This is a genomic window from Roseomonas sp. KE0001 (assembly GCF_016107285.1).
In the GTDB taxonomy this organism is placed as follows: domain Bacteria; phylum Pseudomonadota; class Alphaproteobacteria; order Acetobacterales; family Acetobacteraceae; genus Pseudoroseomonas.
Window position 1 is genome coordinate 1 of the sequence record NZ_RCVQ01000045.1, and the last position, 454, is coordinate 454.

Consider the following 454-nt stretch of genomic DNA (forward strand, 5'->3'; position numbering starts at 1 on the left):
GATCTGCCTCGGTGACGGTGAGGCCGTCCAGGGCCGACGCGGCGTAGGCATCGCTTCTGTGCAGGGTCGCGGGAACCACGGTGCCATGCTGGCTGAGCGCGATGGCCGCATCTCCGGTCAAGCGCGCCCGCTTCGTAGCGGAATTGATAGCGAACACCATCGGCTTTCCCTGCCCTGCGATCAGGTCGACGGTCTCGCCAACCGCATCCAGGTCGTCCGGCGACGGACGGACGGGAACGACCACGAGGTCGGCCGCTCCCACGGCGAGGCGCACAATGCGATCCGCAGAAGGCGGGGTATCGATCACCAGCAATCCGTAGCCTTGCTTGGCGAGGGCAGGGACTGCGCTCTTAAGCTGCTCCGCCGCGGCAAGAGCCGCTGCCGATCTTTCCTCGTGCGTGGCGACCGGCATGCCGTCGGGTGCGAGCTGGATCAGTTCCAGTCCGTCCTCTGG

Annotated in this window: 1 protein-coding gene; it reads right to left on the bottom strand. The window is 67.0% G+C overall.

All coding sequences use genetic code 11. The features are described from left to right. The coding region (locus tag D9598_RS20900) for a ParA family protein (protein WP_198368406.1) at positions 1-454 on the bottom strand (454 nt) is incomplete at both ends.